Origin of the sequence: Micromonospora sp. NPDC047670, assembly GCF_043204915.1 — a bacterium.
In the GTDB taxonomy this organism is placed as follows: domain Bacteria; phylum Actinomycetota; class Actinomycetes; order Mycobacteriales; family Micromonosporaceae; genus Micromonospora.
In genome coordinates, this window is sequence record NZ_JBIDDA010000001.1 from 495,103 (window position 1) to 519,313 (window position 24,211).

23 protein-coding genes are annotated in these 24,211 nt (G+C 65.6%); 5 read left to right on the plus strand and 18 right to left on the minus strand.

Translation table 11 applies throughout. The features are described 5' to 3' along the window. Positions 1-121: 121 nt before the first annotated feature. The 10 genes from ACGF7U_RS02340 to ACGF7U_RS02385 form a co-directional block, all read right to left on the minus strand. Complete coding sequence (locus tag ACGF7U_RS02340; RefSeq protein WP_393102267.1) at positions 122-1,504, minus strand: tyrosine-type recombinase/integrase; 1,383 nt, start codon at positions 1,502-1,504, stop codon at positions 122-124. Beyond that, positions 1,501-1,671: a helix-turn-helix transcriptional regulator gene (locus ACGF7U_RS02345; protein WP_377522382.1), complete on the minus strand. Its 171-nt coding sequence runs from the start codon at positions 1,669-1,671 to the stop codon at positions 1,501-1,503. The genes ACGF7U_RS02340 and ACGF7U_RS02345 overlap by 4 nt, the downstream gene beginning before the upstream one ends. A gap of 38 nt (positions 1,672-1,709) precedes the next feature. Beyond that, positions 1,710-3,422, minus strand: coding sequence for a replication initiator (locus tag ACGF7U_RS02350; RefSeq protein WP_393102268.1), 1,713 nt, complete (start codon positions 3,420-3,422; stop codon positions 1,710-1,712). 74 nt (positions 3,423-3,496) lie between these two features. Then, positions 3,497-4,105, minus strand: a complete 609-nt coding sequence (locus tag ACGF7U_RS02355) for a DUF2637 domain-containing protein (protein ID WP_393102269.1) — start codon at positions 4,103-4,105, stop codon at positions 3,497-3,499. After that, positions 4,102-5,133 carry an FtsK/SpoIIIE domain-containing protein gene (locus ACGF7U_RS02360; RefSeq protein ID WP_393102270.1) on the minus strand — a complete coding sequence of 344 codons (1,032 nt, stop codon included), beginning with the start codon at positions 5,131-5,133 and terminating at the stop codon, positions 4,102-4,104. Before ACGF7U_RS02360 ends, ACGF7U_RS02355 begins: the two co-directional genes overlap by 4 nt. Before the next feature lie 392 nt (positions 5,134-5,525). Next, entirely contained in the window at positions 5,526-5,819 is a 294-nt protein-coding gene (locus ACGF7U_RS02365; RefSeq protein ID WP_393102271.1) for a hypothetical protein, read from the minus strand. 97 nt (positions 5,820-5,916) lie between these two features. After that, positions 5,917-6,345, minus strand: a complete 429-nt coding sequence (locus tag ACGF7U_RS02370) for a hypothetical protein (RefSeq protein ID WP_393102272.1) — start codon at positions 6,343-6,345, stop codon at positions 5,917-5,919. Positions 6,346-6,458: 113 nt separating this feature from the next. Further along, complete coding sequence (locus ACGF7U_RS02375; protein ID WP_393102273.1) at positions 6,459-7,190, minus strand: GntR family transcriptional regulator; 732 nt, start codon at positions 7,188-7,190, stop codon at positions 6,459-6,461. Between the two features lie 37 nt (positions 7,191-7,227). Further along, a complete protein-coding gene (locus ACGF7U_RS02380) occupies positions 7,228-7,524 on the minus strand; it encodes a DivIVA domain-containing protein (RefSeq protein WP_393102274.1) in 297 nt (98 codons plus the stop codon). A gap of 30 nt (positions 7,525-7,554) precedes the next feature. Continuing rightward, positions 7,555-7,845, minus strand: coding sequence for a hypothetical protein (locus ACGF7U_RS02385; protein ID WP_393102275.1), 291 nt, complete (start codon positions 7,843-7,845; stop codon positions 7,555-7,557). Positions 7,846-8,530: 685 nt separating this feature from the next. Between ACGF7U_RS02385 and ACGF7U_RS02390 the strand changes: the two genes are divergently transcribed. The 3 genes from ACGF7U_RS02390 (at position 8,531) to ACGF7U_RS02400 (ending at position 10,804) form a co-directional block, all read left to right on the plus strand. Next, entirely contained in the window at positions 8,531-9,811 is a 1,281-nt protein-coding gene (locus ACGF7U_RS02390) for a hypothetical protein (RefSeq protein WP_393102276.1), read from the plus strand. 15 nt (positions 9,812-9,826) lie between these two features. Next, positions 9,827-10,372: a GNAT family N-acetyltransferase gene (locus ACGF7U_RS02395; protein WP_393102277.1), complete on the plus strand. Its 546-nt coding sequence runs from the start codon at positions 9,827-9,829 to the stop codon at positions 10,370-10,372. Positions 10,373-10,435: 63 nt separating this feature from the next. Beyond that, positions 10,436-10,804 carry a hypothetical protein gene (locus ACGF7U_RS02400; RefSeq protein WP_393102278.1) on the plus strand — a complete coding sequence of 123 codons (369 nt, stop codon included), beginning with the start codon at positions 10,436-10,438 and terminating at the stop codon, positions 10,802-10,804. Between the two features lie 644 nt (positions 10,805-11,448). Here ACGF7U_RS02400 and ACGF7U_RS02405 read toward each other — a convergent pair. The 6 genes from ACGF7U_RS02405 to ACGF7U_RS02430 form a co-directional block, all read right to left on the minus strand. After that, entirely contained in the window at positions 11,449-12,468 is a 1,020-nt protein-coding gene (locus ACGF7U_RS02405) for a hypothetical protein (protein ID WP_393102279.1), read from the minus strand. Beyond that, the gene (locus ACGF7U_RS02410) at positions 12,468-13,610 is read right to left on the minus strand and encodes a TM1812 family CRISPR-associated protein (protein WP_393102280.1); all 1,143 of its coding nucleotides are present in this window, start codon (positions 13,608-13,610) and stop codon (positions 12,468-12,470) included. Before ACGF7U_RS02410 ends, ACGF7U_RS02405 begins: the two co-directional genes overlap by 1 nt. A 937-nt stretch (positions 13,611-14,547) precedes the next feature. Further along, positions 14,548-14,868, minus strand: coding sequence for a hypothetical protein (locus ACGF7U_RS02415; RefSeq protein WP_393102281.1), 321 nt, complete (start codon positions 14,866-14,868; stop codon positions 14,548-14,550). Next, positions 14,865-15,587, minus strand: coding sequence for a WXG100 family type VII secretion target (locus ACGF7U_RS02420; RefSeq protein ID WP_393102282.1), 723 nt, complete (start codon positions 15,585-15,587; stop codon positions 14,865-14,867). The genes ACGF7U_RS02415 and ACGF7U_RS02420 overlap by 4 nt, the downstream gene beginning before the upstream one ends. Further along, positions 15,584-15,946, minus strand: a complete 363-nt coding sequence (locus ACGF7U_RS02425; protein WP_393102283.1) for a WXG100 family type VII secretion target — start codon at positions 15,944-15,946, stop codon at positions 15,584-15,586. The genes ACGF7U_RS02420 and ACGF7U_RS02425 overlap by 4 nt, the downstream gene beginning before the upstream one ends. Next, positions 15,943-16,308 carry a hypothetical protein gene (locus ACGF7U_RS02430; protein ID WP_393102284.1) on the minus strand — a complete coding sequence of 122 codons (366 nt, stop codon included), beginning with the start codon at positions 16,306-16,308 and terminating at the stop codon, positions 15,943-15,945. The genes ACGF7U_RS02425 and ACGF7U_RS02430 overlap by 4 nt, the downstream gene beginning before the upstream one ends. 1,411 nt (positions 16,309-17,719) lie before the next feature. Here ACGF7U_RS02430 and ACGF7U_RS02435 point away from each other — a divergent pair. After that, a complete protein-coding gene (locus ACGF7U_RS02435) occupies positions 17,720-19,135 on the plus strand; it encodes a hypothetical protein (RefSeq protein ID WP_393102285.1) in 1,416 nt (471 codons plus the stop codon). A gap of 378 nt (positions 19,136-19,513) precedes the next feature. Here ACGF7U_RS02435 and ACGF7U_RS02440 read toward each other — a convergent pair whose 3' ends face one another. Together ACGF7U_RS02440 and ACGF7U_RS02445 are read right to left on the minus strand one after the other, a co-directional pair. After that, positions 19,514-20,956 (minus strand): PIN-like domain-containing protein, encoded by a 1,443-nt coding sequence (locus ACGF7U_RS02440; RefSeq protein ID WP_393102909.1) that lies wholly within the window; start codon positions 20,954-20,956, stop codon positions 19,514-19,516. Between the two features lie 763 nt (positions 20,957-21,719). Next, the gene (locus tag ACGF7U_RS02445; RefSeq protein WP_393102286.1) at positions 21,720-22,076 is read right to left on the minus strand and encodes a nucleotide pyrophosphohydrolase; all 357 of its coding nucleotides are present in this window, start codon (positions 22,074-22,076) and stop codon (positions 21,720-21,722) included. A 166-nt stretch (positions 22,077-22,242) separates the two neighbouring features. Between ACGF7U_RS02445 and ACGF7U_RS02450 the strand changes: the two genes are divergently transcribed. Further along, complete coding sequence (locus tag ACGF7U_RS02450; RefSeq protein WP_393102287.1) at positions 22,243-24,114, plus strand: DNA/RNA helicase domain-containing protein; 1,872 nt, start codon at positions 22,243-22,245, stop codon at positions 24,112-24,114. Positions 24,115-24,211: the final 97 nt, after the last annotated feature.

Sequence of the window (24,211 nt, forward strand, 5' to 3'; positions counted from 1 at the left end):
CCAGCGTTGGCTCCTTCTCTTTTCGACTGGGAAGGAGCCAACGCTGGTAGTCACCGCTTGGTTCACCAATCTTCAAGGAGTTGGCAGCGGCATCTTCAAGTCGACCGCCGCGGAGTGCTCGTCATCCGCGTAGGGCCGTTTCGATGCGCTCGTTCATCCGGCTGCGGTCTCCGTCGAGGCACTTCGCGTACACCTTGAGCAGCACGTCGACGGAATGCCCGGCGCGCTGCGCGACCTCCGGCGCCGGTAGCCCGGCGTTCAACCACAACGACACCCCGGCGTGCCGCAGGTCGTACGGGCGACCGACCAGGGGAGAGGCCACCCGATCCGGCGGCAGGCTCAACCGACGCGCCTCCTCCCAGACCCGCGAGTACGTCGACGACGCCACCACGTTGCCCCGGTCGCTGCGGAACAGCCGCCCGTCGGCGGCCACCCCGAACCGGTCGACGTGCGCACGCAGGATCAACACCAACTCCGGCGGGATCGGCACCTCCCGCGCTTCGGTCTCGCCCCGGTGCTTGAGCCCGCGGTCGTCGTGCACCTCGCCGCTATCGGTGTACCGCTTGCCCGCCGCCGGCCGGGACTTCTCCACCGTCAACAGCCCCCAGCCCTTCTCGGGAAGGTGGCAGTCCCGCTCCCGCAGACCCAGCGCCTCGCTCGGCCGCAGCGCCGCGAAGTACAGGCAGGCGTAGAAGGCGACAAGGCGCTCACCCCGCCGGCCGTTCTTTCCGCGCTCGCCGACGTACGTGACCCCGACCAGCAGCTCTCGCGCCTGGCGGATGTTGACCACGACACGCCGGTCCACCTCGCCGGCCACCTTCCGCCGGCTCGACCGCACCCGCAGCTTGTCGACCGGGTTGAACTCCAACAGCTCCAGCTCGACCGCGTACTGAAGGACGTTGTAGAAGACCGACCGCCGCCGCCTGGTCGTCGACGCCGCCGCCGGCCGCCCGTCCAAAGTCAGCCCGAGCGCGTCCAACGCCGGCCGTACGACCGCAGCGTCCGTCAACGCGGACAACGGCAGCGAAGCTCGCTCCAACCAGCGCAGCGCCGCAGCCACATCGGCTGGCCGATCGAGTTGTCGGGACGCGGGCGGGAACTCCCACTCGCGCAACGCCTGACGCAGCAGCGCCGCATCAGGCCGTCCGGCCTGATCCCCGATCAGGACCGCAGTCGCGGTCGCCAGGGCGTCGGTGGTGCTCTCCCGCGACTTGGCCGCCGCCCCCGGCCACTTCATGTCGAGGTACCGGCGGACGAAGCTGAGCCAGGTCACCGATTCCTTCGGCGCCATCATCGACTCCGGCATCCCGGAGTCACCGTCGAACGCCTCGCCCCGGTTGGCCGCCTGCATCAGGTCGGACCGGAAGTTGTCCGCCAGTGCCCGGGTGCTGAACGTCCGCGACTTCGGCCCCGTCCCCACCACCCACCGAACGGTGTACGACTTCTTGCGGCCCGCTAGGGCGTTGACCTGAATTCCGCGGATCCGCACCTCGCGCGACTTCACGCCGCCTCCCGGTGCTGCTCCAGCCAGGCCCGCAGGTCTCGCCGCTCGATGCGCAGCTCACCGTTGGGCAGCTTGATGCACTCGGGGGCGATGCCCAGCTCACGCCAGCGATAGAAGGTCCGCCGCGACACACCGTTGAGCACGGTGAGGACTTCCGGAACGGTCAACAGCTCACTTTCCATGAGGGGTTCTGTCCTCCAGATGTTCAGGCGGCAGGGGAGAGCGGAGCGGCGGTCGCCTGTGCGGTGACGGCTGTTCGTATCCGTGCGGTGTCGAGGTCGCTGCGCCAGCGGATGCGGGCGGATATGGCGCGCAAGAGGCGGTGTTCCAGCGGCGGCACGTCGGGGTCTTCCGGTCGGGCGAGTTCGAACCGGTACCGCTTCGACCCGTCCGCGTCGTCGGCCGCCTGGTCGTGCTCCTCGGTGTCGGCCATGCCACCAGCGAGGATGGCGCGCACCCACGAGCGGTTGTCCGCACGGTGGTCGGCGAGCGTCTTGCCGGACCACTGCCGGGAGACCAGCACCCGGCGGCCGGTGAAGCCGAGCGTGGAGCGCTGGTGGACCTTCCCGGTGCACCGGCCAGGGGTCAAGCCTGCCTTGACGCCGTCCGGCTGGACTCCGTACAGCAGCCAGTTGGCGCACGTCGGCGAGCACGGAAGCATGGCCAGTTCCGCATGTTGCCGGTCGAAGTGCGCCTTCTGCGCGTCGGAACGCGGCTTGGCCTGGTCGGTCAGATCCTTGGTGACGTACTTCGTCACGTAGCGGATCGAGCGTTCGGCGTCGCGGGTGCCCTGCTCGATGCCGCGGGCGTCGATCCGTCCAAGCCGGGCCACGTACGCCGGCCGACTGTCGGGTTCTTCCAGGGCGTCGAGGGCTTCACCCCAGGTGGGCAGCGGCTCCCGCGTCTTTGGGTCGACGTAAGCCTGCTGGTCGACGTCCCAGACCGGGGGCTTGTCGACCGGGTAGACCAGCTCGTCGAAGCGCGGCCACCACACCTGGTGGTAGGTCGCCGCCGCGATCTGCTTGAGCAGCCGGCGGGGCAGGGTGCCCCGGATGGCGAAGTGCGCGTGTGGGGCGAGGCGCCGTTGGAGTTCCACGGCACCCGCGTATTGGACGTTCCAGCCGGCGGCCCGGCGGACGTTCTGCCACCACCGGTCGAGGACCCGGGCGAAGTGGATCGCATCGAGCGCGGCCCGGCGGTAGTCGTAGCCGGCCGGGTCAACGGGAGTGCCGAGCACGTCGTCATGCGGGCCGTGCCGCTGGCCGCACTCGCAGGGGGCGACATAGGCGCCCCGACGTAGGTGGGTGTGCACGGGGCCGTGCGAGCCGAGCGTCAGCGTGATGAGCATCGACGGCCGGTAGGTCCTGCCCGCCCGTCCCGAGTAGGCGCGGCCGACCGTGCGCGGGTCGACAGGCAGCCGGGGGAGGTGCGGGGAGTCCTGCCTCCGCCGGGTGGAACGCTTGCGCCGGGGCCGTTCGTCGCGCTCCTTCGGGGTGAGGTGACCGCGCAGGCTGGTTTCGCCGAGAGCTTCGTCCAGCTCGGCTATCGCGGCGTCGATCTCAGCCACTTGGGCGGCCCGCTCGTCTGGAGTCATGGGCTGGTACTGCACGGCTTCGCGCTCGAACTCCAGATGCGCCCGCACCCGGACGAGCGCGAGCACGTCCTCACCCGGCCTGTCCGGGCGGACGGCCGGTTCGTCGGACAGGTGCCAGCCCTCCCGGATCTGCTGGATTCGGAGCCGCCGGCTCCGCTCGGCACACGGCTTGCACTTCGCGGCGAGGGTCGCCCCGCAGGGGACTTCGACGACCTCGGTCAGGCCAGTGGCGGTGTCGGTACGGCGTAGGGCCAACGGGCGGACGCAGACGCCGTGTTTCTCGGCGAGCTGCTTGAGCGCGTCCTTGGCCAGGGGCTTGCGCATGCGGTCCGCCCGCGACCCTGGCCGAGGCTGCTCGACCTCGCTCGGGGCTGCGGTGGGGAAGAGTTCCTGTTGGTTCACCGGTCACGCTCCGAGCCGTAAGCGGCACCGTTACGGGGCGCGAAGGCCGCCGCAGGGACAGGCACCAAACCCGGACGCTGCATCGCCGTTGCCGGCGGAACCTGCTCGGCGGTCACCGCCTGGCTGTCGACGACGGGCCGGTGATCTTCGGTCCGGTCGTAGCCGGCTGGCACTTCATCCCAGGCATCGTCCGGTTCGTCGATGGGCACCCCCGCCGGGGCGGGCGCGGTGGAGAAGACGAGTTTTGACAGGCCGAGGAACGCCAGAGCAGGGACGGCGGACAGCAACCAGCCGGACAGGCTCGACGTGGCCACCGCCAGTTGCGCCGACAGCGACAGGACGACGGCGCAGACCAGCAGGAACAGCGGGTACCCGATCGGTCCGCCGGTGCGGCGCCGCCGCCGGATCGTCAGCAGCGCCGCCAGCGGCAGCAGTTCGGAGATAGCAGCGTTGGCCCAGCCGAACCAGTCACCGGTACCGGCCGGCGAGTTGGCCATGGTCCAGTCGTGGACATGGGTGAACGACGCCGCGCCGGCCAGCCCGCCCACGGTCAGGACGATGAGCACCAGGGCCACGCCCTCCACGCGCTCGGTGTCAGCCTTCACTGGGCCACCTCCTGCCCGTCGTCGGTGTCGTCGCAGAGCCGGCGGTATTCGCGGCCGAGCTGACGGATGTCGTCATCGGTGAGGTAGGCGAAGCGAACCCGGACGGGTTCGCGGACGCCGTCGAGGACGACGAATCCCACCCCGGGCGACGATTCGGGGATGCGGTCGCAGAGCGCGCCCCGGTCGCGGGCGGCGTCGCCGAGGACCATGTCCACCTGCTCGGGCTCGGTCAGCCGCAGTCCGATCCGGGTCGGGAACAGATCCCGGAAGGGCAACATGTCCTTGCGCGGGTCCTGAAGCGCGGCCACTACGTGCACGCCAACCGCACGACCCTGGGACAGCAACAGACCGAGGGCTTCCTTGATGCGGTCGCGAACCTTCCGGTCAGTGATGTACGCCGTCAGCGCCGCCAGCTCGTCGATCACCAGGACGATCAACGGCTCTTCCGCCGTCGGCACATGCTGACGGGTGACACCGCGAAGTCGGGCCGCCCGCAGCCGCATCCGCTTCACGGCTTCTTCCAGGACGCCGGCCATGCTGTCGGCGTCGTCGTAGGCGAACCGGGCGAACAGCGGCACTCCGGCCGCCAACTCCATCCCGCCCTTCGGGTCGAACGCCCACAGCTCCACCAGCCCCGACCGGATACCGCCGGCCAGGGACCGGATCAGCGACCACAGCACCGACCCCTTGCCCGAACCCGTCGCACCAGCGATCAGCACATGCGACCCGGCCAGCCGCAGTCGGTACGGTTGCCCGTTCTCGTGGACCCCGAGGGCGAGTCCGTCCACGTCAGGCACCTCGGCCACCGGCAGCGGCGCCACGATGCCGGCCAGCGGGTCGCGGCGCACGAGACGCAGCACCACCCGATCCGGACGAGCCATCGAGCGTGCCTGCCCGGTGCGGAGGCGGAAGGCGTAGGCGAGGCGTTCCGCGGCCTGCCCCCAATCATCCGGGATTTGCCCCGGCAACAACCGCACCGTCAGCTCATCGCCGAACCGGTCACTGCGCACCCGCAGCAGTTGTGGCACGTACCGGTCTCCGGCGAATGCGGTCGCCAGCCCACACGTAGCCATGACCGACGCCCACCGCCGCCGGTAGACGAAGAGCGCTCTGAGCCGGCTGACGAGCGGGTACCAGCCGAAGCGCAGCCACGACGACGGATGCCACCGCCACCAGCCCGCACAACCGGCGACGAGGACCAGGGCGACGCTGGCAAGGACCAGGTCGCCGAACTCCGCTCGGATCCACAGGGCGAGCACGGTCGGACCACTGAGCCACCAGTACCGGACCGCGAGCACCGTGAGGCGGAACAGGCCCCGGGCCAGCCACCAGAACATCAGTAGCCAACCCGGAACCCGCCACGCCGGAAGGCGCACGTTCATCGGCGCCATGGGGATCTTGTCGCCGGGAATGACATTAATCAGAGGCACAGGTCACCGTCCCGGTGCGGGCGGGCCAGGGTGGCGATGCACGAGTGGCACGACATACGCCGCAGGTCGAATCGGCGCGGCTTGACCCACCGGCAGCAGTGCGGGCAGCGAATGGCGCACACCCGAGCGGAAGCCGGCGGCATTCGCAGCGCCGACCGGAGGGCGGCTTCCATCTCCCGGTAGGCGTGCCGCAGCCCGGCCAGGCGGGTGCGGGTGAGCAGCAGGACCGCGCCGACGAGCAGGGGTATAAGGACGATCAGGGTAGGGGAAACTACGGTGGGCATCACGCCCTCCTTCGAAAGGTGAGGGATGGGAGAGCGCGGGACGGGTCGGGACTCTTGGCGGGGAAACGACCCGCCCCGCGCGTCAAACAGCGACCGGTCAGGCCGCCACCGAACCGGGCACAGCCGACGCCGGACGAAGCGCGGTCGCCCGCAGGGAGTACGCCATCCGGGAGCGGCAGTCACCCGAGGTCCGACCTGGCTTGCACCGCTGCGAATCCACGTACGGCGTGAGGGTCAGGCTCTCGAACTCCACCGCCGGCGGGTAGCCCGGCACGGTCGACGGCGGCGGTACCGGCTGCTGCGGCGCAACGACCTTGACCTTCACCTCGGTCGACCGACCGAACTTGCCGGCCTCCGGGTCCAGGTCCATCACCCTGACAACCCAGACCCGCTCGCCGGTGTCCTTGTCCCGCGCCTGGTTGTCCGCCTCACCGCGCCGCTCGAAGTCGATCTGCGGTGAGACGCCGAGGCAGAGCGCCCCGGCAGGGAACACGTACTCGGACGGGACCGGCACCTTCAACGTCATGGGAACCACGCGAGACCTCCAGATCCACAAGACAACTCGACCAGTTGACTTGTTAAGTTGCATCGAAGGTAGGGACTGCCAACTTGACTTGTCAAGTGGCTAATCCACTTAGGTCAGTCGAGCGGGTATACGTCTTCCAGTTCGTGCCGCGCAGCGGGAAGCAGCACGTCCAGCGCCATTAGCGGCTTGGCGGTCCGATCGCAGATGGTCAGAAGCACCGTGAGCACGGCATCGCTCTCGCCGACCCGCAACAGCGCAGCCTCTTCCTTGCTGGGCAGCCGCGCCGAGATGCGTTCGGCCACATGGTCGAACCTGAGCCGCTTGCGGGACGCCACATGCCGCAGCAGTCCTTCCGGCATGGCGTCATCGGTGCCCACGCGGGTCCCCTCGGCCAGATCTACGGGCAGGAACGCCGTGCCCAACTCCACCGGGCCGAGACCGTCAACGGTGATGAGGCGCCGACGCGCCACGACCGGTGTTCCCGGCTCCAGCCCCAGGGCGACAGCGGCTCGTGGGGGAGCGGGAACGGTGCCGGCCGCCAACAACGTCGATCCGGCCCGCTCGTCGTCGTCCAGCAGGGCGTACCGGCGTTCCCGCGAACGTTGCTCGGCACCGCCGGGACGACCAAGGACGAATCGGCCCTTGCCCTGGCGACTCTCAATCCAGGCGCCCTGCCGCAGCAGATCCAACGCCCTGACCACGACCGGCCGGGATGCGCCAAACTCGCGGATGAGTTCGGTTTCGCTGGGCAGCATCGAGCCCGGCGGGTAGGTGCCGTCCTCGATGCGTTGCTGCACCGCATTGACGATCACCACGTACTTCGGCGGCGCAACCTCGATCGGCACCGTTTCACCCCAGACGGCAACTTGGCTTGTCAACAGGCTAACTGCGCCTTTGAACTCCTGTCCATGAGCTGTCAACTGAGTGACCAGGCTTCGGTGTGAACTGGGCCTGCCAGTCCCGGAGGGCGTTCTTCAGTCGGGCGTTCTCCTCGCGAAGGCTGGCCTCAACGGCTTTCCGCGCAACCAGCTCGTCGACGACGCGGCGCAAGAACGCGTAGACGTGCTCCTCGGCCAGGCCGCGCCGACCAAACCCCGTACGCCGGAACCGCAGCCGGCGAACCTGCTCCGGGCCCATCGGGACCAGCCGCGAGGCCACTCGAAAGACTCCCACTGCCATCGAACCCTCCAATCGAGCAGACACCTGTACTCACCGCCGCAGGGCGTTCCGGCATGCCGTACGTGCCGCTGGTTTCCTGGGCTGGCCGACCGCAGCCGGCGGCGGATCCGCCAACTGGAGGCCCGCCTCCTGGACGTAGATCTCTCGGCGATCCAGAGCCCTGCCCGCCCGATCGATGACGTAGCCGGTCAGCCAGATCCAGCCGTAGTAGGTGGGCTGGTCACTGACCTTGATGACCCGGAAGATCAACGCCCGATCACCGCCGAACTGCACCGACGCCTGCCGGTTGACGTACAGCACGTCTCCCGGCTTCGGAACCATGAACGCCTGCCTTCCACGCATTGGGGCGGGGGCGCCGAGGCGGGCGGGCTTCTGAGCGCGGCCGACACCGCGTCTCCACCAGCACCCGCCCCGGGCCAACTCAGGACGCGACGGAACGCGCGTGATTATTTGGAAGGCCGGCGGCCGTCACCGTCAGGCGACGACCGCCAGCCCCGCCCACTGCCCCTGTGCGCCGGTGCCTGCGCAGTCGGCACAGTCGCGCCGTTGCAGCCGGTTCGGGTCGCCAGGAGCCCGGAGCGAGCGCCGAGGGCTGGCCATCTTCCAGCCCCGCCCCTCGCATGCGGGACACGCAGCCGGCGCGGACGGCGAGGACCTGTGCGGTCTCCGCTGCGGGCGCGACCCCTCGACGCATCGCAAGACCGGGACCCCGGTGAGTTCCGCGCCCCTCCTCGCTGAACTCACCTCCCGGTGTCCGCGCCGACACGGTTGCCCATGGGCATTAGCGGAATGCACATGCACAAATGCGGTGGGTGAGCCGTCCATGTAGGAGAGACTGCACGGGACCTGCGGGACCGATCGAGGACCCGCAAGTACACCTCTGGCGGACATCGAGCGGACACCACGAGGACCTTCATTGCCGGAAGGACCTCAACCGGGCGAGCGTGGAGACAGCCCCTCAGGAAGGCAGCGACGGATGGCACGAGAACGCCGCGAACCTCGCACGATGCTGGAGTACCTGATCCAGCAGAGTGACCGCACGTACGAGGAACTGGCCGACGAGTTCTCCCGGATGGACCCGCGGGCGGCGATCAGCGCCCGGCATCTCGGGCGGCTGGCACGCGGCGAACGCGACTTGGCCTCATCGACCCCCGCCACCCGGCGGGCACTACAGGCCATGTTCAGCAAATCCATTGATGAGTTGCAGCGCCCCTGGGCTTCCCGCCAGTTGACCCCTGCGCCGGACCGGCACCTCGTTGCCGACACCGCCGGCGTCGGCCCGGAAAGGAACCTCCTCGCCATGGCCGCACAACGCGCCCGTCAGTACGCCATGCTCGCCGCCGAGTCCACCAGCCCGGCGGCCATCGAACAGCTCGCCGAGGACGTGCAACGCCTCGCGCTGGCCTACCCTCAGCGACCCGTCAGCCACGTCCTGCCCGACCTGGTCGAGACACAGGACACCCTGTTTACTCTGCTGGAGCGCCGCCAGGCACCGAACCAGTCCAGGGACCTGCACTTCCTCGCCGGCATCACCAGCGGCCTGCTCGCCAGGGTCTCCCACGACATGGCCGACCCCCACTCGGCCATGCTCCAGGCCCGCACCGCCGTTCTCTGCGCCGAGCAGGCCGGCCATCCCGGGCTACAGGCGTGGCTGCGCGGCCTCCAATCCCTCGTCGCTTACTGGGCCGGTCGCTACGCCGAGGCGGTCCGCTACGCCGAAGCCGGCCGCGAGCACGCCACCCAGGCCGGCGGCACCTCCGCCGTCTGGCTGCCCGCCAGCGCCGCCCGCGCGTACGCCGCCCTCGGCAACGCCGAGCAGGCCAAGGCCGCCATCACCGAGGCCGAAGACGCCTGGTCGCGTGTACGCCCCGACGAGATGGACGAGATGGGCGGCATCTGCACCTTCAACCAGCCACGCACCCTCTACTACGCCAGCGATGCCCTCGCCTGGCTCCCCGGCGAGGCCACCAGCACCGAGCGCTACGCCCTCCGCGCCGCCCAGGCGTACGCCGACCCCAACGATCCCGCGTGGGCGTTCGGCGACCAGGCCGGCTCACACGCCAACCTCGCCATCGCCCGCGTCGCCAACGGCGACTTGGACGCCGCCGCCGACGCCTTGGCGCCTGTGCTCGACCTGCCCGCCGACCAGCGCATCAACGGGATCATTCACTCGGTGCGCCGAGTCCACCAGGCAATCACCCGCGCCGGCCACGCTAACGACGCCCAGGACCTCATCGACGGCATCGAACACTTCACCCACGCCCCGGCCAACGCCCTTCCTCGATAGGGCACCATCGGGGACATGGACCCGATCACCATTCCCGGCCGCGTCATCACCCTGCGCGACATGCGCTCCGATGACGCGGCCGACGCTTGGGCAATCGTCGGAGACGACCGCGTCACTCAGTGGCTCTCCTTCGACAGCCGGGACCAGGCCGCCGCCGTCGCCATGGTCGAAGGCACCATCCAGCGCGCCCAGGACACCCCCCGCACCGAGTACTACCTAGCCGTCGCCGACGCCACGGACCGGATGATCGGATTCGCGCGGCTCGGCCTCACCGGCCACCGGGCCGCCAAGCTCGGGTACGCAATCGGCGCCGACCACTGGGGCCGCGGCTACGCCACCGATGCGGCCCGCGCCATCGTCGACTTCGGGTTCCAGACGCTGAAGCTCCACCGCATCACCGCGGCCATCGGCCCCGACAACGCCGCATCTCACACCGTTGCCGAAAGGCTCGGCATGCAGTACGAGGGCCGGCTACGCGACCACGTCCATACCAACGGCGCATGGCGTGACTCCCTGCTCTACTCCATCCTCGCCCAGGAGTGGAACCCTGCCGCCGGCTGACCGCCGCTCGCCAGCCTCCCGGACGTGATCGACTCTGGACAGAGCGCCGGTACGATCGCCGCCATGCGCGACGCCGACACGCCGCCGCAAGAACCCACCGACGACCGACCGCACCCCGCAGCGCTCACCCCTCGACAACGGGCGGACCTGATCCGATCAGCCGCCGCCGAGGTACGGGAGCGCGTGCAGGAATGGCGAGACCACCGAGGCTGGCGGAATACCCCAGTCAACAGCCATCGCTACGAGACCACCGTCAGTGCGATTGATGCGCTTGACCGACTACCCGACCCGGGCAACGAGGAAGCCGTAGCCAGCCTGGCCAACGCCGTCCGCCCAGTCGTCGTGGAATGGCGTCCCAGCCGGCCCGGCCCCGAGCAACCGATCTATACAGCAGTGGAACGCCTCCGCCGGTCGATCAGCGTCAGCACATAGAAGCCCCTGACGTCTTTGGCGCTGGATTGCCGAAACACTCTCTGTAAAGATCAAGGCGCTCCGCGCGGCGCGGGCCGGGGCGCGGCAACCGGCTCCTGACGGAGCCGCCGCCCCGGCCGCCTACGGCGCCGGGGCGGGAAGTCAGCCGGCCCGCAAACCACGCCCCGCCCCGCGCGTCACCCCTGGGTCCGTGAAGGGACCCGGTGACGAGTCCCGGGACTGACCGGGACCATGCGACAGCCTCTACCTTCCGTCTCTTCCAGCCTGGTGACGTCTCACCGCGGACCGGTCGACGGTCAGCCAATCGAGTTGCCGAACGGAATCCGTCAGGCCGCTCATGGGTCCGAGGTGGGAAAGGAGTAGAGGTAGGAGGAGGGCGGAGGGTGGGGCGGGGTTGGGGTTAGAGCTGCCTCCGGCGGGGGCGCAACGACTCCAGGATGGAGTTGCCGAACGGTTGCGGTCGTGGGTGGTGGGGGTGGGATGCCATCCCGCCAGCCACCGACCCAGGCAAGCCGAGCAGACCAGGGCCAGGGCGACAAGGTCGTACGTCCGGTAGGGCGCTCCACCTTGTCGCCCTGGCCCTGGCCCGCTCCACGGTGTGTGGGTCGGCGGCAGACGGGATGGCAGCAGGAGTTGGCGGGGCTTTATCGGTCCCGCATCATTTCCGCCTCCCACTCGATCTCGTAGTCGAGTCGGTCAACCAGCCCTTTGATTTGCCGCTCAAAGGGTTCGAACTCATCCTCTAAATCAGCAAAGGCTGCGAACAGTTCGATTTCCCCGTTTAACTTGGGAAGCCCACCTAAAGCTTCTCGCCATCGCGCCAGGTGCTGGATATTGTAATCAACCTTCATCGTCACTAGCTGCCGAGGCGATTCTGGCAGCTGACTCTCGTGAACCTGGGCGAGGTTGACGACTACATGGGGCGGAAAGCCAAGGGTTTCCGAGACCCACTCAATGCCGGCGTCGATTTCATCGAGTCGGCTAGCCAGATGGGCGACCAACTGTCCCTTAAGGCCGGCTTCATCAATACTCATCCCGAAGCGCAAATTTCGCGTGACTACCCGCTCTTTCGGCTCCGGCCGGATATCCTCTCCCCGGCGGACAGCGTCTAACTGCTCCATGGTTCTTATGATGATCGGTTCGCCAATCGGGTACTTGTCTCCACGCTCGAAAAGTGAGACCGCCAACGAGAAATAGAGCTGAGCGGCAGAACGAACGGTCAGGCTTCGGATGCGGTCCCGGTGATACAGTTCGTTTCGATATCGATGGAGCTTCTTTAGTACGGTGGCAGCGGTCTGTTCGAGGCGGCCATTATCCACAAGGAAATCGGCTTTTGCGTCGAACGATCTCTCGATCTTTGCCCGCTTCGTCTTCGATACAACCTTTGCCTTAATTTCATCACGATGCGACCGCGCCTCGGGGGTGTCGGCCGCCTCAATCGCCGCCTCCCACTGCTTAAGCAGTCGCTCGTACAATGGGTTGCTGAACAAGAGGGCCTCGACGTTGCGGAACATCATGACCTCGGCAGCGTTGTCGAGCAGGATAAAAGCAAGCCGATCATGGGCGACGCTGTCCCGCTCCAGTAAATCCTTGGCCTCTTCGAGTTGCGCTTGCATGAACTCGACGCGCGGCAGACTGGGCCGTACCGGCCACCACCAACTCATCAGTAATCCATATTCGTGTGCAGGTCGACCAGGTCCGAGGTGCTTTCCACGAACTCCATATATGTGTCGTCATCAAGGGAGCGCAAGAGGTCTGCGCGGAACTCTTCGTCGAACCGGACGTCGAGACCCGCCTTCACCCAAATCATTCCGTGCACGGCGGCGACACTCTCCACCCATCCATCGAATTCATCAAACAACGCGCATATCTTGCCATAGTCAGTTTGGTTGGCAGGCACAAAGTTGAAGTGCGGGCTATCTCGAATATCGCTCAACATTGCGGGCAGCCAGCCAACGCCTGGGATGCGGAATCCCATCGTGGCTCGCGACTTGTCGAAGCCGCCATGAGCGAAAGTATTGCGGTATTCCTCAGAAATGCGACGGAACTCGTCATGGAAGCGCTTAGCGATGGGATCGTCAACGCCAAGAGTCTTTCTGAACTTCGTCGACCACTTGTCGCCAATAAGGTCCAGTAGATCTTGTCCGAGCAGCGTGTTATTAAGAAACGGCGTAACCATCACTAGCAAGTGCTCCAGCAAGCTAAAATAGGCGCCGACCATCGCAATGGTGTTGTGGAAAGCCTCAGCCTCTACGGCGAATATTCGGTTAGGCCGGTTCGCCCTACCCTTGCCCGCGTAGGCAAGCTGCGCCCCCTCACGAAAGTACTCGTAGGTTTCGCGCAGTTGGTAGTACTGATTCCTGAGAATGACACGGCCAGCACGCAGCTCCTCCATCGCGAGTGGACGCAGCACCCGTGCATCAAGTAGCCGCTGTCCCTTGTTTAAACGCGAAAGAATTCGACCGGCAATAGCCGACACCTCCGACGCGTCACCGGCCGCCTCTTTGTCGATGAACAGTCGAAGCCCAAACTTCTCGCTGGAGAGTTCGCAATACGCACCCTCGAAAGCAAAAGGAACTGCCCATGCCAACTTCTCGCCACGGCCCAAGTTCTTGCAGCCGATAGCCAGCAGCACCAGGTACGGAAGTGGGGCGAGCGGGAGGGTCTCGGGCGGTACTCGAATGCGATGGCCCCGACCGCTCCTTACCCGCACGTTCTCGGGGGTTGCTGGGGCGAAGCCTTTGAGCGCCAAACGCAAGCGCTCGATGACCTCAGGCTCGATGTGTAGTTGATCTACCGCCTGCATCTGCCGCCCACCCTCGTGTCAACGTTTCCCGTCGATGAGGCTAGGTCGTCGCTGCCAGTCGCACGACTGCCTTTTCTCGGGCATAGCCCGGTCGCCAAGATCAGTGGGGACCCAGGATCAGGGCACCTCCAGGACGGCAGGGCGTTTCCTGGAGGTCAGACGACAGCCAGCGATGACCAGTAGCGCCCATAGACGGTGGAACATGCGACGAGGTCTTAGCCTTGGAATGGGTTCTATGCAAGGCCAACGACAGCCTGCACAACTTCGTTACCAGCCTGGCGAAGAGGCGCCCCGGAGAACTCCGCAGGGCTGTTGGCGCAGGTCGGACGCGCCTGTCGGCTAGCTGGTCCAGAGCCCGAACCGGTGTCCACAGGCGTCGTCCCCCGGTGTCCACAGGGTGTCCCGAGGTTCGTCCACCGACGTGGTCGACCGCTGTCACTAGTCCGCCTTACGCTGCCCTCGCAGCCAGATGGCGGCAAGCACCCGCGTTGAGAAGGGCCTCCGGGATCGCCGGCCAAAGCACTCCCGGAGGCCAGGATCGGCGTTCGTGCTCTGTGACAGCAGATGCAGGAGGAACCGAACCGTGTCGAGCGTACGTCGCGAGAATCGAGGCGCCAATGAGGCGTCTCCCGGCGGGACCAGGTTGCCGCTCCGTTGGACAGTGATCATTGCGATCTCAGCTGCAGTTGGCCTTGCCGTCGGGCACGCTGCTGGATTGGTCCCAGGTATGACTGTGGGCATCGCACTGGCGGGCCTACTGCACAACGCGATGGCCTAACCCGGATGTCGGATTGGCTGTACAGCCATTCGTACAGCCAAGCCCGCCGACGGTCATGGTCCAGGATCGACGGTGGGCGACACCGCGAGCAGGTCAACGGCAGTTACCGACGCAGGCAGACAAGCGTCTTGATCTTTGCAAGGCGGGGGCCGCGCTGCCCTACTGGTCCTCGTCCAGGCGGCCGGACGTCTCGGCGGTCTGGACGCCCATGCGTTCACGTTCCTCTGGGTCGAGGCTCTGTTCCCACTCTCGGAAGTGGTGGAAGCGGTCGAGGAGATGGCTGCCGTAGGCGTCGCTGGCGGCGATTTGGCGTAGGTCGGTGTGGCCGGCGAGGATGTCGCGGGCCATCTCCTGGAGGTCGTCGCCGGCAACGCCGTCGCTGAGTCGGCGTAGGCTCGTGTGGAGAAGCTTGGCCAGGCCGCGACTGCCTTCGGTGATGTCGAGGAACTGCCGCTCGGGCTCGTGGTCGACGGTAGTCATGCGGGCACCGGGCTGGTGTAGGGCTGATCCGGGAGCGGCATCTTGGACAGGTCGCCGCCCTGTTCGGCGAGTGTCTTGAGGAAACTGAAGAAGCCGAGGATGAGGGTTCCGCCGGTTTGGATCTTCAGGGCGGCGTCGTTGACCTTCTTGACCAGTTCGATGGCTTGCCAGGTGGCGATGCCGTATCCGGCGACGGCGCCGACGCCGGTTTCGATGAGGGCGGTGCCTGCTGCGGCGCTGACGCCGATGATGATGGCTTTGTCGATGATCATCTTGATGAGGCCGCCGACCATGTCGGCCAGGAGCCAGATGGCGCGGGCTGCCTCGTGGTACTTGTCCTGCACTTGGGCCAAGACGACGTTCTGTTGGGCGGTGGCGGCGGCGAGCTTGCGGAAGTAGACGAACGCGGCGTCGGCGGCCCGGCCGTCCCACTGCTGGTCGATCTGGGTGGAGACCTCGATGAGGTTGCCGCCGAGGGCTTGCAGGCTTTGGCCGAGGTTGCCGTAGGCGTCTCCGGCTTTGTAGAAGCTCTCCCAGTCCCCGACGAACGCGGCGGTAATGGTGCCGATGACGTCGTAGCCGGCGACGTCCTTGATGACCTGGTTGACCCAGTGGGAGATGGAGATGGCGTCGAGGATGCCGATCGGGTTGGCGAAGCCCCGGGAGATCGAGGGGTCAGGCTGGGCGGGCTCGCGGAGGAAGTCGGTCGGCTCGATCACGGGTAGCTCCTGGCGCCGGTGCGCTCCCCGGACATCGTGTCTTCCCCGCGGTCGACAGCCGGGTAGGTGGCGTCCAGGCGGCCAGCGCTGCGCGAGTCGGTCCGCCGGTAGTAGTCCGCTGTGTGTTGCAGGGCGTCACGCGACTTGTCCAGCAGCTCCACCAGGTGGTTCAGCCGCTTGGTCATCTCGTCGACGAGCTTCTGATGCGCCGGCCACGCCTCGTTGAGTAGTCCTTGCCCGTACCAGGGCATGTCAGTGTGCTTGGTGATGTACGCCTTCGCGGCTTGGGCGTCGACGCTGGCGTCGGTCATGCGGCCGGCGGCCCGCTCCAGGGCGCCGGGCTCGACGGAGAAGCTCACGACAACCGATCCCCGATCACACCCGTCACGACCAGCAGGACAGCGGCGACCAGCAGCGCGACACCCATGACGCGACCGCGCCGCTTCGCCTCTGCGTTACCGGTCGCTCGGTAGACGCCCAAGCCCATCACCGCAGCCACGCCGAGCGGCACCGCAACTGACAGGAAACGGATGAACGACCAGCCGTCGAACACGTCCCCGCCATTTGCGGCGACCAGCTGGTAGACGAGGAACCCCAGGCCGACGACGCAGAAGAAGAACAGCACCATCGACAACAGCGCGATGCCCCGACGGAAGTCATGCCACTGGTCCGGCTTCTCCGGCGACACCGTCACCGCCTCGGTCTGCCCCGTCTCACTCACGGCAGCACCATCCCACAGCGTCACCACACACCGCGACCCCGCGCCTACCCAAACGATCAACTGTCGCGAAGTAGGCAGGGCTGGTGTACCTCCACCGAGGCAGCCAACTGTGCCCGGTTGAGGAACGCCGATTCGACGGGGATACCCGCGATCTCTCCGTAAGTCCGCCCACTCATGCAGAGACCGCAAGCCAGCAGACTGACAAGATTGATGGGTGCCGCGACGACTGACGTTCATTGTGGAGCGCCTTGTATGAGTTGCGGCTCGTTGGCGGTCGTTGGTAGTTGGACTGGTGGTGCCGGGATGGCCTGCGTAGCCTGCACGCGGGCCGCTACTCGGACCAGGTTGCCCAGTTGTCCGAGCCAGGGCATAGCTGCAGTGAAGCGAACCATGGCAGCGAGCACTGCCGGGACATCCTGCGATCTGGCCTTGGTAAACGCATGCTTGGCTACGCCAAGGACGAGGGCGACCAGCGCTAGCAGCGTTGCAACCCATGCAACCAGCACGAAGAGACCGAAGAGTACAAGATCGGACACTAGATCACGATTCCTTTCCTTGGCAACGAAGAAGGCCACACAGTCGAGGACGCGGGACCGATGTTTGGCAACAAAAAGGACCCCTACCTACAGGTAAGAGTCCCAAAAACAAATAAGACACAGTTATCCCATGGGGATTCACTGTGTCTTTCGCGAAAGCGAGACTAACAATATTTAGACACACTTATCCCAAGTCTATGGGAATGGAAGTGTCGTTGTGCAATTAGACCGCATGCTCTTGGCTGCTGCGGCAGATGCTAGCAGGGTACGTGATTGTCCGCAAGGGACGGTTACACCGCCCATGAAGCCTCCCCGCAGCCAGGAGGCAGCGAGCGATCCAGCAGCGAACGCTAAGGGGCGACACGAGACAGTGAAGGCGCGTTGGCTGGGAGCGTAAGACGGCCCGGACGACATCCAGCGGTGGCCGCCCACCCGTGTGCGGGACGAAGTGGTCGGGAGCTCCGGCCGGCCCTGCCTGACCCCTTGACCGGGACCGAGCAGTACAGCAGCGAAGTGCAGCAACCGATCGAGCCGGCATGGCTGCCACCCGACGACCAGGAGCTGTCCGACGTCGGAGGCGGCCGTAGGAGACCGCACCGCCCGGAGCTACGGATCAGAGGTTGCCGGCGGGTGGGCCAGCTGCGGCACCTCGTCGCCGGAGATTTCGACCGAACGCATCTTGTCTCCGGCGGTGGAGCTCGGTAGACCTGATGCCATCGGGAAAAGTGAACGCGTTCACCGACCTCGATGGGCGGCCTCAGCGCGCATAGCAAGGAGCCCACACACCTTCGCCCTGGCACCAGAACCCGGGTCGGCTCGAACGTGTAAAGCAGCCTGGACACCCCTAAAATTTGGTCGCCCTGAGGAGCAAGCACGTGAGCCAACTGGAGCCGATCGGAAGTATCTCCGCTAAGATCCAGGCGGAAAAGGTCATCAAGAAGCTCACTGTCGCCGGCTCGGTGGCGTACATTACCAGCCACGCCGAGGATCTTGCACGGTTCCAATACCTCGACGATTTCGCAGTAGAACTCGTTCGCGACGAGATCCAGGAGGACGTTCGTGCTATCAGCTTCCACTTGGAAAACGTCCGAAACGGACTGGCGCGAGAACTGTGGCAGCGTGGCCTTGGCGTCGGCCTATACACGTTGGACGAGCTACTTTTCGATGCAGTCAAGAATGGCGACTCGGACCCAGTCACGTCGGTGTTGAAGCGACTTCGTCGAAGCCAGCGAAACGCTCCTGGTTTGGTGATCTTCCCTCTGCATTCCTTCGGCGTGCTCGCCGCCGGGCTACTACAGCCCTTCCGCGGGACCACCTATACGCTCGTACGCCCCGGTGCCGGGTATGTCATAACGCTCCAGACCAACAACCTTCAACGAACCATTTCCCTTATTGACGGCGCGCGAACCCAGCTCGGAGTGACCAAGCACTTGGATCCATCTCTGATCCAGCACTGGCGAGAAAGCCGCAGTGCCGACTGGCTGGAGAGGAATCCGCTTCTGATCGCTCGCATGGCTACCATCGCCGGCTACTACAACGAGAACGAATTTCTAACGCTGGGACGGTTGCAGGTCATTACAGCGAGCGTTGTCATGATGGCAGCTATGCAAAGCCGCCGCAAGGACGACATGGGGTGGTTTTTTAGCTCGGGAGCGATCAACAACTGGCAGACCACCGACGTCAACCACTACTTTGTCTTGGCTGGCGGCCATGAGCAGGTTCTTCGGGGAGAATCGGTACCGATCCACGGCAGTAGTGAGGCCCGAGAGTTGGCTGGCCTGGCAGTGGATATTGACCCGCGATATTTTCGACGCGAAAGTGCCCGCAGCGCGCAGATTTTCTCATCTCTGGAGCAGTTGTTTGCTGGCTACCTTAGGCACAGCGTGGGCATGCGAAATAGCACGATCGGCAACGTGCACCGCAAGATCATGGAGGCAGTGACCTTTTTTAGAAGATCGTTTCAGCCCGGCCGCGACGACTGGACAGCCGTCATTAGTCTCGCGACCGCCTTTGAAATGCTGCTAACTGACAGATTCGAAGGCGGCGTAAAAGCCCGCTTAGTGATGCGAACACAGACCCTACTACGGGGTGTGCGTGGCACCAGGCGTTATCAAGCATCGGTCGAAGCCCTCTACGTTGCGCGTAGCGAGACGGTCCATGAGGGAAAAGTCTCGCGCCTCGACTTATACGACGCCCGGCAGGCGTTCGTTCTCTGCTTCCTTGAGATCATGCGCAGGCTCCCGGAGCTTCGGGAGGGTCAATCCAATCCCATGGAGCGACTCACCGCCTGACGGCGCCGATCAACAGAAGTGATCAACGCCTGACACACGACCGCAGTGGTTGGCTGGACGGAACCGCGCCAGACCCCACCTGATGATGCTGCGCCCCCAGGTTCGGGACGAAGTGGTCGGCGGGCCCTGGCTTCCCGGAGCTTCGGATGGAAAGCCCTGGCGGGCGTTCAGAGCCGCCTCGGAAGCAGATGGCGGTCCAGCGTCACCTCCAGGTGCTCCTCTGCGGCATCCAGCCTGCCCAGCGCCGCACCCGTCCGCCCTCCGCAACGCCCATAGGCACTGACGGATGTATCCGGTTGGCCGCCTTGGTCGCGACACTGGGGCTGGTGAGCGACGGACGACTCGATCTGTTCACCCGATTTAATACGCCGAGCTGCGCTAATAGGGGATATCGGGATCCTCGGCCAGTCGATCCGCTGATATAGCGGCGTCTACCCCTAAATAGATTTGCAGTAGACGTAGCAAATCCTGACCCTCAATGAGTTCGATACCAATACTTGCCGCATTTATCCGAGCGTGGTTTCCGAACCGGCTAGTGGTAATGAACTTACCGCGATTTGCGCCTGCGGCTTCCATCGCCCCCATCATGGCGAAAATCGGCTGAGTTCCAACAATGCCGGAATATTTTTTGGTCTCGACCAGGGTTACGTCGTCCGAATTGCGGTGGTAGACGAGGACCATATCCAGGCCAGAGTTCGCGATGCGAACGACATCGCCGATTTGCATTGCTTGCAAGAGCAGGATGATAAGGCTCTCGAACTTGGAGATTGGCAGCGCAAGCAAGTCGGGCTTCTCCGGCAGTGCTCGCGGGTCACTCCCAAAAATTTCTTCCAGCTTGTCCGCCGTGTCTACCTTGACCTCTGAAGAGCGTACTTCCTCGACGGTCTCAGGCGAGACGCGGCCCGGCAGGTGGGACTCTACGGCAGCCAGAAAGTCAGATAAGGTCATGAGCATGAGTTTGCAACTGGTGTTGTCGTAGAACTCCTGTCGCAACTCTGGACGAGCTCTCTCTGGCCGACTTCTCCTGTCGAGCACCCACCAGTCCTCCTTGGCGTCAACCGTGATGAGCGTGACCGGGCGACGGTGCAGATTCTGGGACGCAAAGTCGATAAGCTGGCGCCAAAGGATGTAGTCGCCGGCAGCCAGATAAGGAGTGGATTTTTTGGCGGCGTCCTCATATCCTGGCGGAATGCGGTTTGGGTATCGGAATTCCACGGTCTCCCGGACGAGTTCTGCAACTTGGTTCTGGTTATAGGTCGGGCCGATCCGGCCTCGTGTGATCTGGTCGAGAGCGGTCAGTACCAGATCCTGATCTTGCATGTCGGCCGGGCCGAGGTCATGCTCGGCTTCGAGTTCCCTCAGCTCTAGCAGTGCCGGGTCCATGACCCCTCGCAGCGTCCGCTTGAAGTCCTCGACAGTCAGGCCGTGAGTCCTGGGCTCCCAGTCTCTTCTCGTCATGTTCGCTTGTCGCAACGTGACTAGTCTGTCAACTGCCTTCTGTAGCTCGGCTGCGGCATTCGAGCCAGCTTGCTCAAGGATGCGCCTAGTCTCCCGGAACTGGGTGGTCCTCACGGTTACTACGCTCGTCCTGTTGCGATGGAATTCGAGGGCCGCCTGGTGAGGGATCCAGATTCGTTCCCGGAGCTCCCGGAACAGGTTTAAGACTTGGTCGCGCGTAGCTGGCGTCACACGATACATATGCAGGAGCGTGCTTGCGTCCAAGGCGACAATGCCGTTTTGGATGAACTGGGCGGGATCGTTGTCGCGCGCCCACCACGCTTCAAAGCTTCCTGCTATACCTTGCCCTGCTCCGTAAGGCATTCTGCTCCGCGGCTGTGTCACCCTTGGGAAGGTACAGGTCTCGGTGCACGCCTCACATGACCCTGTGCCCACTCTGGGCCCGGGTCCTGCGCGTTGGTCACGTCAGCCTCCGTGCGGGACGTGTGGCCAAGCGGGTGCGTCGACAGTGGCCGGGGGGATGGACCGCGGCGCTGCTCGCGCCAGCATCGCGAAGCCAGACGAGACGAAGATGTACTGGATCGCAACGTCAGCAAGAAGTCAGCAAGAGGCACGGCGCCATCCGTCGTTAGGCGGCGTCCGACGGTGGCTGGTGTGCATGCGACGGCGTCAGACGGCATCAGTCGACGTGCGGCGGCTGACGAAATCGAAGTTCACACCGAAGAGGTCGGCTTGGCTGTACAGCCATTCGTACAGCCATTCGTACAGCCAAGGCGTCTGGCCTCCCCCGACACGCTCAGACGCCGGCCGACGCCCTCACCAGAGGCACAGGCGCTGGTCCAGCCATCCGTGACCTTCTTCTAACCCCAAGGCCGACTCGCTCAGTCCGATTGAGGCCCTTGATGGCCGTCATGATCGCCGCAGGACGTGTCGGTTTAGTGCTGATCTTCGTGGCAATTGTCGTCGGGACGATCCGTGACTGACCAACGAGACGGTACGCAGTCGGTCCACTGGAGCAGTGGATCCGCGCTCGCGGACTGCCCTGCGGGCGGCCTCCGGCCGTCCTCGGGCGCCCGCAGCGCGTCAATTCCCAGTCGGCTACGGCGTCGTGCTGCCGCTGATGGGGCTAGTTCTCGTATGCGTCGTACTTGTTGCTGCGACCGCGAGCCCGGTCGACAGGGTAGCGCCGGGCGTTGAGGTCCATCTTAGTGCGCAGGGCTGCGGCCAGGTCGACCTGGAGTACGTCCGCCAGGCGGAGCAGGTAGGCGAGGACGTCGGCGAGCTCGTGACGTACGGCCTCGGCCTGCGTCGCGTTGTCCATGACCGCTGTGGACTGCGCCGGGGTGAGCCACTGAAAGATCTCGAGGAGTTCCCCAGCTTCGCCGGCTAGAGCCATGGACAGGTTTTTGGGGTCGTGAAATTGCTCCCAGTCGCGTTCCTGGGCGAAGTGCCGTACCTGTTCTTGCAGCTCTCGCAGGGTCATCCGCCATGGATACCATCTGGCCTTCGGTACCCGCGGGGCCCCTGGCCCGCCCGTGCGACACGCCCGAAACGGCTGCCGTCGATGGGATGTCGGTGGATGCGTGTACGGTCTCGGCGTACCTCCGGTATCCGACTGGCTTTACGCCACCATGAGAAGGAGCAGAGCCTTGGGCTCACGCTGTCTGCTGCGCCGTACCGTCGCTGAGATCCTCGCGACCGACAGCAACACATTCATCGCCGAGTTGGAGCAAGCCTTCCGCCTCCAGCTTGGCAAGCGTCCGACCGACAGTGAGATCAACTCCTGGCGGCGGAGCATCCCCACCATCACCCAGGCACTGGCCGCCGAAGGGCTCCACCAGGTCGTGGTCCTCGTCGAGGTGCGAGGTCCGTTGACCAATAGCCGGATGGACTTGGTCCTGGTCGGCTCTCATCCGGCGGATGGCCGGCCGAGCGTCGTCGTGGTCGAGAACAAGCAGTGGTCGAAGGTGGAGCCGGTGCCCGCCTCCGAGCTGGTCAGTGTGCCGGGCATGTCGGGGGACCAGGTCCATCCCGCGAACCAGGTCTGGGCGTACTGCAACACACTCACCAACTACCTGACGGCGCTGGAGAACGCCCGCGTCTACGGGATTGTCAACATGCACAACGCCTCCAGCGCTGACCTGCGGCCGGTGCAGCCGATGACGATGGGGCTCGACCCGGAGGTGTGCCGCAACGTCCGGATCTTCGGCGACGACCAGCGCGACGACCTCGCCAGGTTCTTCCGCTCCGTGCTGTCCGCCACCGACGCGGCCAGTAACGCCGACTACCTGCTCAAGTCGCCGGTGCGGCCGACCCGCGCGCTGATGACCGCGGTCAGCGACGCCGTGCTGCGCCGCACGGTCTTCACCCTGCTCGATGACCAGCGTCTGGCGTACGACCACGTGCTTCGCGCAGTGCATGAAGCCCATGCCAACGACCACAAGGAGATCATTCTAGTGGTCGGTGGTCCTGGTACGGGCAAGAGCGTGATCGCAGTCGAGGTGCTCGGAGCCCTCAGTCGAATGAACACCCCGGTGGTTCACACCACCGGCAGCAAGTCGTTCACCGAGACGCTGCGCGACCAGCTCGGCACCACCAACCGCCGCGCGAAGCAGGTCTTCACCTACTTCAACAACTACGCCCACGTAGAGCAGAACCGGATCGACGTCCTCATCGCGGACGAGGCGCACCGGATCCGGCAGACCTCGAACACCCGCTTCACCCCCCGCGACCGCAAGTCCACCTTGCCGCAGATCGAGGAGCTGATCCGCGCTGCGCGGGTGCCGGTCTTCCTCCTCGACGAACACCAGATCGTCCGTAAGGGCGAGGTCGGCTCGGTCGACCTGATTAAGCAGGCGGCCAACGACCTGGGCGTCAACGTCACAGAGGTGCACCTGCGCGACCAGTTTCGCTGTGGCGGCTGCCAGGAGTATGTCGACTGGGTAGAGGAACTGCTGGGTCTCGCCGGTCATGGTCCTCGACTTTGGGAGCCGCTGGACAGCTTCGAACTTCGGCTCGCGGACACGCCCGAGGCGATGGAACGTTACCTGAAGCACCGTCTCGACCGGGGTCTGCAGGCACGCATCGCCGCCGGGTACTGCTGGCCCTGGAGCGATGCCCGCCCGGACGGCAGCCTCGTCGACGATGTTGTGATCGGCGAGTGGAAGCGGCCCTGGAACTCCCGAGCCAACCGCACGCTGAACGGCATCCCACCAGCAGACCTGTGGGCCACCCACCCCGGGGGCGAGGGGCAGATCGGCTGCGTCTACACCGCCCAAGGGCTGGAGTACGACTACGCCGGTGTCATCCTCGGCCCCGACCTCGTCTGGCGCTCCGGAGCCTGGGTGGCCAACCCCAAGGCGAGCCACGACAGCAAGGTCAAGGGCGCCGCCAACTTCGACCAACTGGTCCGCAACACCTACAAGGTCCTCGCCACCCGTGGCATGCGCGCGGCCGTCCTCTACTCCGTCGACTCCGAAACACGTTCCATGCTCGCCAGCCTCGGCATCCCAAAGATCTGAGCAATCACGGCAGCCGGGCGTCTGGAAGACGCCCGGCTGTTGGACTCAGCCACACCGCCGAGACGGTCACGGCCGGCCACCGCGACCGTCTCGGCCC

What these genes read in the sequence shown, in the direction of transcription:
- ACGF7U_RS02350 (WP_393102268.1), bottom strand. Translation starts at nt 3,422, where the DNA reads ATGCGCAAGCCCCTGGCCAAGGACGCGCTCAAGCAGCTCGCCGAGAAA.
- ACGF7U_RS02365 (WP_393102271.1), bottom strand. Translation starts at nt 5,819, where the DNA reads ATGCCCACCGTAGTTTCCCCTACCCTGATCGTCCTTATACCCCTGCTC.
- ACGF7U_RS02370 (WP_393102272.1), bottom strand. Translation starts at nt 6,345, where the DNA reads ATGACGTTGAAGGTGCCGGTCCCGTCCGAGTACGTGTTCCCTGCCGGG.
- ACGF7U_RS02380 (WP_393102274.1), bottom strand. Translation starts at nt 7,524, where the DNA reads ATGGCAGTGGGAGTCTTTCGAGTGGCCTCGCGGCTGGTCCCGATGGGC.
- ACGF7U_RS02385 (WP_393102275.1), bottom strand. Translation starts at nt 7,845, where the DNA reads ATGGTTCCGAAGCCGGGAGACGTGCTGTACGTCAACCGGCAGGCGTCG.
- ACGF7U_RS02390 (WP_393102276.1), top strand. Translation starts at nt 8,531, where the DNA reads ATGCTGGAGTACCTGATCCAGCAGAGTGACCGCACGTACGAGGAACTG.
- ACGF7U_RS02395 (WP_393102277.1), top strand. Translation starts at nt 9,827, where the DNA reads ATGGACCCGATCACCATTCCCGGCCGCGTCATCACCCTGCGCGACATG.
- ACGF7U_RS02400 (WP_393102278.1), top strand. Translation starts at nt 10,436, where the DNA reads ATGCGCGACGCCGACACGCCGCCGCAAGAACCCACCGACGACCGACCG.
- ACGF7U_RS02405 (WP_393102279.1), bottom strand. Translation starts at nt 12,468, where the DNA reads ATGAGTTGGTGGTGGCCGGTACGGCCCAGTCTGCCGCGCGTCGAGTTC.
- ACGF7U_RS02410 (WP_393102280.1), bottom strand. Translation starts at nt 13,610, where the DNA reads ATGCAGGCGGTAGATCAACTACACATCGAGCCTGAGGTCATCGAGCGC.
- ACGF7U_RS02415 (WP_393102281.1), bottom strand. Translation starts at nt 14,868, where the DNA reads ATGACTACCGTCGACCACGAGCCCGAGCGGCAGTTCCTCGACATCACC.
- ACGF7U_RS02440 (WP_393102909.1), bottom strand. Translation starts at nt 20,956, where the DNA reads ATGCCTTACGGAGCAGGGCAAGGTATAGCAGGAAGCTTTGAAGCGTGG.
- ACGF7U_RS02445 (WP_393102286.1), bottom strand. Translation starts at nt 22,076, where the DNA reads ATGACCCTGCGAGAGCTGCAAGAACAGGTACGGCACTTCGCCCAGGAA.